Raw genomic sequence first — 7,122 nt, 5'->3', positions numbered from 1 at the left:
GCTCAGATCGACACCACGACTGCGTCCGGTCGCATGGTGTTCGGAATCTTCGCCACCTTGGCCGAGTTCGAGCGGGATCTGATCCGAGAGCGCACCATGGCGGGTCTCGCCTCCGCGAGAGCGCGCGGTCGCAAGGGCGGACGAAAATTCGCGCTCACCAAAGCTCAGGTGCGTCTCGCGCAAGCCGCCATGGCCCAGCGCGATACTTCAGTTTCCGATCTCTGCAAGGAACTCGGCATCGAGCGCGTCACTCTCTACCGATATGTCGGTCCCAAAGGCGAGCTCAGAGACCATGGAAAGCATGTTCTCGGACTTACGTAGCAACTCGTTTCTTTTCGCAGGTTGAGCCACCTCCGCGCTTCATCAGAAAACTGAAGGAACCTCCATTGAATCGAACTAATATTTTTTTTGGTGAATCGCATTCTGACTGGTTGCCTGTCAGAGGCGGAGAATCTGGTGATTTTGTTTTTCGACGTGGTGACGGGCATGCCTTCGCGAAAATCGCACCTGCTTCCCGCCGCGGTGAGCTCGCTGGAGAGCGTGACCGCCTCATTTGGCTCAAAGGTCGAGGTGTGGCTTGCCCCGAGGTGATCAACTGGCAGGAGGAACAGGAGGGTGCATGCTTGGTGATAACGGCAATTCCGGGAGTACCGGCGGCTGATCTGTCTGGAGCGGATTTGCTCAAAGCGTGGCCGTCAATGGGGCAGCAACTTGGCGCTGTTCACAGCCTATCGGTTGATCAATGTCCGTTTGAGCGCAGGCTGTCGCGAATGTTCGGACGCGCCGTTGATGTGGTGTCCCGCAATGCCGTCAATCCCGACTTCTTACCGGACGAGGACAAGAGTACGCCGCAGCTCGATCTTTTGGCTCGTGTCGAACGAGAGCTACCGGTGCGGCTCGACCAAGAGCGCACCGATATGGTTGTTTGCCATGGTGATCCCTGCATGCCGAACTTCATGGTGGACCCTAAAACTCTTCAATGCACGGGTCTGATCGACCTTGGGCGGCTCGGAACAGCAGATCGCTATGCCGATTTGGCACTCATGATTGCTAACGCCGAAGAGAACTGGGCAGCGCCAGATGAAGCAGAGCGCGCCTTCGCTGTCCTATTCAATGTATTGGGGATCGAAGCCCCCGACCGCGAACGCCTTGCCTTCTATCTGCGATTGGACCCTCTGACTTGGGGTTGATGTTCATGCCGCCTGTTTTTCCTGCTCATTGGCACGTTTCGCAACCTGTTCTCATTGCGGACACCTTTTCCAGCCTCGTTTGGAAAGTTTCATTGCCAGACGGGACTCCTGCAATCGTCAAGGGATTGAAACCTATAGAAGACATTGCTGATGAACTGCGCGGGGCCGACTATCTGGTATGGCGCAATGGGAGGGGAGCAGTCCGGTTGCTCGGTCGTGAGAACAATCTGATGTTGCTCGAATATGCCGGGGAGCGAATGCTCTCTCACATCGTTGCCGAGCACGGCGACTACCAGGCGACCGAAATTGCAGCGGAACTAATGGCGAAGCTGTATGCCGCATCTGAGGAACCCCTGCCTTCTGCCCTTCTCCCGATCCGGGATCGCTTTGCAGCTTTGTTTCAGCGGGCGCGCGATGATCAAAACGCAGGTTGTCAAACTGACTACGTCCACGCGGCGATTATAGCCGATCAAATGATGAGCAATGCCTCGGAACTGCGTGGGCTACATGGCGATCTGCATCATGAAAACATCATGTTCTCCAGTCGCGGCTGGCTGGTGATAGATCCCGTCGGTCTGGTCGGTGAAGTGGGCTTTGGCGCCGCCAATATGTTCTACGATCCGGCTGACAGAGACGACCTTTGTCTCGATCCTAGACGCATTGCACAGATGGCGGACGCATTCTCTCGTGCGCTGGACGTCGATCCGCGTCGCCTGCTCGACCAGGCGTACGCTTATGGGTGCCTTTCCGCAGCTTGGAACGCGGATGGAGAAGAGGAGCAACGCGATCTAGCTATCGCGGCCGCGATCAAGCAGGTGCGACAGACGTCATACTAGATATCAAGCGACTTCTCCTATCCCCTGGGAACACATCAATCTTACCGGAGAATATCGTTGGCCAAAGCCTTAGCGTAGGATTTCGCCCTCTCCCGCAAACGACCCCCAGTTGGCCACCCTGCCGACCGAGCCGGCACAGCACGCGGAGAGTCTGCCATGAACAACCCCGAGCGCTTGCCGTCCGAGACGCACAAACCGATCACCGGCTACCTGTGGGGCGGACTGGCTGTGCTGACTTGCCCCTGCCACCTGCCCATCCTCGCTGTCGTGCTGGCCGGCACAACCGCCGGTGCTTTCCTCGGCGAGCATTGGGTCATCGCGGCGCTCGGTTTGACCGGCCTGTTCCTTCTGTCCCTGTCGCGGGCGTTGCGGGCATTCAGGGAAAGAGAATGAGCGCTTTCCGGCCGGATGGATGGACGACGCCGGAACTGGCCCAAGCGGTCGAGCGCGGGCAGCTTGAACTGCACTACCAGCCCGTCGTCGATCTGCGCAGTGGTGGGATTGTCGGCGCGGAAGCCCTGTTGCGCTGGCGTCATCCGACGCTTGGACTATTGCCACCGGGCCAGTTCCTGCCCGTGGTCGAATCGTCCGGCCTGATGCCTGAAATCGGCGCTTGGGTGCTGGGCGAAGCCTGCCGCCAGATGCGTGACTGGCGAATGCTGGCATGGCGACCGTTCCGGCTGGCCGTCAATGCTTCGGCGAGCCAAGTGGGACCGGACTTCGACGGGTGGGTAAAGGGCGTGCTGGCTGATGCCGAGTTGCCCGCCGAGTATCTCGAAATCGAGCTGACCGAATCGGTCGCGTTTGGTGATCCGGCGATCTTCCCCGCCCTGGACGCCTTGCGGCAGATCGGTGTGCGCTTCGCCGCCGATGACTTCGGGACGGGGTATTCCTGTCTGCAACATCTGAAGTGCTGCCCAATCAGCACGCTCAAGATCGACCAATCGTTTGTCGCCGGGCTCGCCAACGACCGCCGCGACCAAACCATCGTGCACACCGTGATTCAGCTTGCGCACGGGCTGGGCATGGATGTGGTGGCTGAAGGCGTGGAAACATCGGCGAGTCTTGATCTATTGCGACAAGCGGACTGCGACACAGGACAAGGCTTCCTGTTCGCGAAGCCAATGCCGGCGGCGGCATTCGCCGTCTTCGTCAGTCAATGGAGGGGTGCCACCATGAATGCAAGTGACTCGACCACCACCAGTTGCTGCGTGTGCTGCAAGGAAATCCCGCTCGATGCCGCCTTCACCCCGGAAGGCGCGGAATACGTCGAGCACTTCTGCGGGTTGGAGTGTTATCAACGCTTCGAAGCGCGTGCCAAGACAGGGAACGAAACCGATGCCGATCCGAACGCCTGCGACTCGCTACCGTCAGATTGAGGCATACCCTAACTGGATGTCAGGCAGGGCCGCGCCGCTTAGTCAGAATAGAGTCATCTTTCGCATTTTTGACACATGCCTGCGAAGGTCATAGATTTCAGCCTGACAGAAACGGGGTTTGAGGCACAACGGAACAGAAGGAGCACTTAAGCCGCCTTCAACCAAGGAGACATCGTGCAGGGGCACCGCATCGGCTACGTCCGGGTCAGCAGCTTCGACCAGAACCCGGAACGCCAGCTGGAACAGACACAGGTGAGCAAGGTGTTCACCGACAAGGCATCGGGCAAGGACACCCAGCGCCCCCAGCTCGAAGCGCTGCTGAGCTTCGTCCGCGAAGGCGATACAGTGGTGGTGCACAGCATGGACCGGCTGGCCCGCAACCTCGATGACCTGCGTCGCTTGGTACAGAAGCTGACTCAACGCGGCGTGCGCATCGAGTTCCTGAAGGAGGGCCTGGTGTTCACTGGCGAGGACTCGCCGATGGCCAACCTGATGCTGTCGGTGATGGGGGCCTTCGCTGAGTTCGAGCGCGCCCTGATCCGCGAGCGGCAGCGTGAGGGCATCACCTTGGCCAAGCAGCGTGGCGCGTACCGGGGCCGCAAGAAAGCCCTGTCCGATGAGCAGGCTGCTACCCTGCGGCAGCGAGCGACGGCCGGCGAGCCCAAGGCGCAGCTTGCCCGCGAGTTCAACATCAGCCGGGAAACCCTCTACCAGTACCTCCGCACGGACGACTGACACATGCCGCGTCGCTTGATCCTCTCGGCCACGGAGCGGGGCACCCTGCTCGCGTTGCCAGAAAGCCAGGATGACCTGATCCGCTACTACACCTTCAACGACTCCGACCTGTCGCTGATCCGTCAGCGGCGCGGCGACGCCAACCGCCTCGGCTTCGCCGTGCAACTCTGCCTGCTGCGCTACCCCGGCTATGCGTTGGGCACTGACAGCGAGCTGCCCGAACCGGTCATCCTGTGGGTGGCCAAGCAAGTCCAGACCGATCCGGCGAGTTGGACGAAGTACGGCGAGCGCGATGTGACCCGTCGCGAGCACGCCCAGGAACTGCGCACCTACCTTCAACTGGCCCCGTTCGGCCTGTCCGACTTCCGCGCCCTGGTGCGCGAGCTGACCGAACTGGCCCAGCAGACCGACAAGGGCTTGCTGCTGGCCGGCCAGGCGCTGGAGAGCCTGCGGCAGAAGCGACGCATCCTGCCGGCGTTGAGCGTGATCGACCGGGCTTGCTCGGAGGCCATTGCACGGGCCAATCGGCGGGTCTACCGCGCCCTGGTTGAACCGCTCACGGACTCGCATCGGGCCAAGCTGGACGAGCTGTTGAAGCTCAAGGCCGGCAGCAGCATCACCTGGTTGACCTGGCTGCGCCAGGCACCGCTGAAACCCAACTCTCGGCACATGCTTGAGCACATCGAGCGGCTGAAGACATTTCAGCTGGTGGACTTGCCCGAAGTCCTGGGCCGGCACATCCACCAGAACCGCCTGCTCAAGCTGGCCCGCGAGGGTGGGCAGATGACGCCCAAAGACCTCGGCAAGTTCGAGCCGCAGCGGCGCTATGCGACCCTGGCCGCCGTGGTGCTGGAGAGCACTGCAACCGTGATTGATGAGCTGGTGGATCTGCACGACCGCATCCTAGTCAAGCTGTTCAGCGGCGCGAAGCACAAGCATCAGCAGCAGTTCCAGAAGCAGGGCAAGGCGATCAACGACAAGGTGCGCCTGTACTCCAAGATCGGCCAGGCGCTGCTGGAGGCCAAGGAAGCCGGCAGCGACCCCTATGCCGCCATCGAGGCGGTGATCCCCTGGGACGAGTTCACCGAGAGCGTCAGCGAAGCCGAGCTGCTGGCCCGGCCGGAGGGCTTCGACCACCTGCACCTGGTCGGCGAGAACTTCGCCACCCTGCGCCGCTACACGCCGGCTCTGCTGGAGGTATTGGAGCTGCGCGCCGCCCCGGCCGCGCAGGGCGTGCTGGCAGCCGTGCAGACGCTGCGCGAGATGAACGCCGACAACCTGCGCAAGGTGCCGGCCGATGCTCCCACCGCCTTCATCAAGCCGCGCTGGAAGCCACTGGTGATCACCCCGGAAGGCCTCGACCGGCGCTTCTACGAAATCTGCGCCCTGTCCGAGCTGAAGAACGCCCTGCGCTCCGGCGACATCTGGGTCAAGGGCTCGCGGCAGTTCCGCGACTTCGACGACTACCTGTTGCCGGCCGAGAAGTTCGCCGCGCTCAAGCGGGAACAGGCCCTGCCGCTGGCGATCAACCCGAACAGCGACCAGTATCTGGAAGAGCGCTTGCAGCTGCTGGACGAGCAGTTGGCCACTGTCGCCCGCCTGGCCAAGGACAACGAGCTGCCCGATGCCATCCTCACCGAGTCCGGGTTGAAGATCACCCCGCTGGATGCGGCGGTGCCGGATCGGGCGCAGGCGCTGATCGACCAGACCAGTCAGTTACTGCCGCGCATCAAGATCACCGAACTGCTGATGGACGTGGACGACTGGACGGGCTTCAGCCGCCACTTCACCCACCTGAAGGACGGGGCCGAGGCCAAAGACCGGACGTTGCTGCTGTCCGCGATCCTCGGTGATGCGATCAACCTCGGGCTGACCAAGATGGCCGAGTCGAGCCCCGGTCTGACCTACGCCAAGCTGTCCTGGCTGCAAGCCTGGCACATCCGCGACGAGACCTATTCGGCGGCCCTGGCCGAGCTGGTCAACCACCAGTACCAGCATGCCTTCGCCGCCCACTGGGGCGACGGCACCACCTCATCCTCCGATGGCCAGCGTTTCCGGGCTGGCGGCCGGGGCGAGAGCACCGGACACGTCAACCCGAAGTACGGCAGTGAGCCGGGACGGCTGTTCTACACCCATATCTCCGACCAGTACGCGCCGTTCAGCACCCGCGTGGTGAATGTCGGCGTGCGCGATTCCACCTATGTGCTCGACGGCCTGCTGTACCACGAGTCCGACCTGCGGATCGAGGAGCACTACACCGACACGGCCGGCTTCACCGATCACGTCTTCGCCCTGATGCACCTGCTGGGCTTCCGTTTCGCGCCGCGCATCCGCGACCTCGGCGAAACCAAGCTGTACGTGCCGCAGGGCGTGCAGACCTACCCGACGCTGCGGCCGCTGATCGGCGGCACCCTGAACATCAAGCACGTCCGCGCCCATTGGGACGACATCCTGCGCCTGGCCAGCTCGATCAAACAGGGCACCGTCACTGCCTCGCTGATGCTGCGCAAGCTCGGCAGCTATCCGCGCCAGAACGGCCTGGCCGTGGCCCTGCGCGAGCTGGGCCGGATCGAACGCACGCTGTTCATCCTAGACTGGCTGCAAAGTGTTGAGCTGCGCCGCCGCGTGCATGCCGGCCTGAACAAAGGTGAGGCGCGCAACTCGCTGGCCAGGGCGGTGTTCTTCAACCGCCTTGGGGAAATCAGGGATCGGAGCTTCGAGCAGCAGCGCTACCGGGCCAGCGGCCTCAACCTGGTGACGGCGGCTATCGTGCTGTGGAACACGGTGTACCTGGAGCGCGCCACCCAGGGGTTGGTCGAGGCCGGCAAGCCGGTGGACGGCGAGCTGCTGCAATTCCTGTCGCCGCTGGGCTGGGAGCACATCAACCTCACCGGCGATTACGTCTGGCGGCAGAGCCGCAGACTGGAAGACGGGAAGTTTCGGCCCCTACGGATGCCCGGAAAACCTTAGCGTACGATTTTT

7 protein-coding genes are annotated in these 7,122 nt (G+C 62.2%); all 7 read left to right on the top strand.

The features are described 5' to 3' along the window. On the top strand, positions 1-321 hold a 321-nt coding region (locus ACF8E5_RS14000; protein WP_034975116.1), incomplete at its 5' end, for a recombinase family protein. Positions 322-386: 65 nt separating this feature from the next. Beyond that, complete coding sequence (aph(3'')-Ib, locus tag ACF8E5_RS13995; protein WP_001082319.1) at positions 387-1,190, top strand: aminoglycoside O-phosphotransferase APH(3'')-Ib; 804 nt, start codon at positions 387-389, stop codon at positions 1,188-1,190. Then, positions 1,190-2,026 carry an aminoglycoside O-phosphotransferase APH(6)-Id gene (locus ACF8E5_RS13990; protein WP_000480968.1) on the top strand — a complete coding sequence of 279 codons (837 nt, stop codon included), beginning with the start codon at positions 1,190-1,192 and terminating at the stop codon, positions 2,024-2,026. The genes aph(3'')-Ib and ACF8E5_RS13990 overlap by 1 nt, the downstream gene beginning before the upstream one ends. A 156-nt stretch (positions 2,027-2,182) precedes the next feature. Then, entirely contained in the window at positions 2,183-2,419 is a 237-nt protein-coding gene (merE, locus tag ACF8E5_RS13985; RefSeq protein WP_003132004.1) for a broad-spectrum mercury transporter MerE, read from the top strand. Beyond that, positions 2,416-3,405 carry a DUF3330 domain-containing protein gene (locus tag ACF8E5_RS13980; protein ID WP_012314201.1) on the top strand — a complete coding sequence of 330 codons (990 nt, stop codon included), beginning with the start codon at positions 2,416-2,418 and terminating at the stop codon, positions 3,403-3,405. Before merE ends, ACF8E5_RS13980 begins: the two co-directional genes overlap by 4 nt. Positions 3,406-3,579: 174 nt before the next feature. Continuing rightward, positions 3,580-4,140, top strand: a complete 561-nt coding sequence (locus ACF8E5_RS13975) for a recombinase family protein (protein ID WP_010921730.1) — start codon at positions 3,580-3,582, stop codon at positions 4,138-4,140. 3 nt (positions 4,141-4,143) lie between these two features. Continuing rightward, positions 4,144-7,110 (top strand): Tn3-like element TnAs1 family transposase, encoded by a 2,967-nt coding sequence (locus ACF8E5_RS13970; protein WP_010921731.1) that lies wholly within the window; start codon positions 4,144-4,146, stop codon positions 7,108-7,110. The last annotated feature ends 12 nt before the right edge of the window (positions 7,111-7,122 follow it).

The organism is Pseudomonas sp. WSY_20 (genome assembly GCF_043104335.1).
GTDB classification, from domain to species: domain Bacteria; phylum Pseudomonadota; class Gammaproteobacteria; order Pseudomonadales; family Pseudomonadaceae; genus Aquipseudomonas; species Aquipseudomonas parafulva_B.
Note: the sequence above shows the minus strand (reverse complement) of the source record. Positions and strands in the feature narration are given on the sequence as shown.

Excerpts from the sequence above, each read along its gene's own strand:
- ACF8E5_RS13970 (WP_010921731.1), top strand. The coding sequence starts at position 4,144 with ATGCCGCGTCGCTTGATCCTCTCGGCCACGGAGCGGGGCACCCTGCTC.
- merE (WP_003132004.1), top strand. The coding sequence starts at position 2,183 with ATGAACAACCCCGAGCGCTTGCCGTCCGAGACGCACAAACCGATCACC.
- ACF8E5_RS13990 (WP_000480968.1), top strand. The coding sequence starts at position 1,190 with ATGTTCATGCCGCCTGTTTTTCCTGCTCATTGGCACGTTTCGCAACCT.
- ACF8E5_RS13980 (WP_012314201.1), top strand. The coding sequence starts at position 2,416 with ATGAGCGCTTTCCGGCCGGATGGATGGACGACGCCGGAACTGGCCCAA.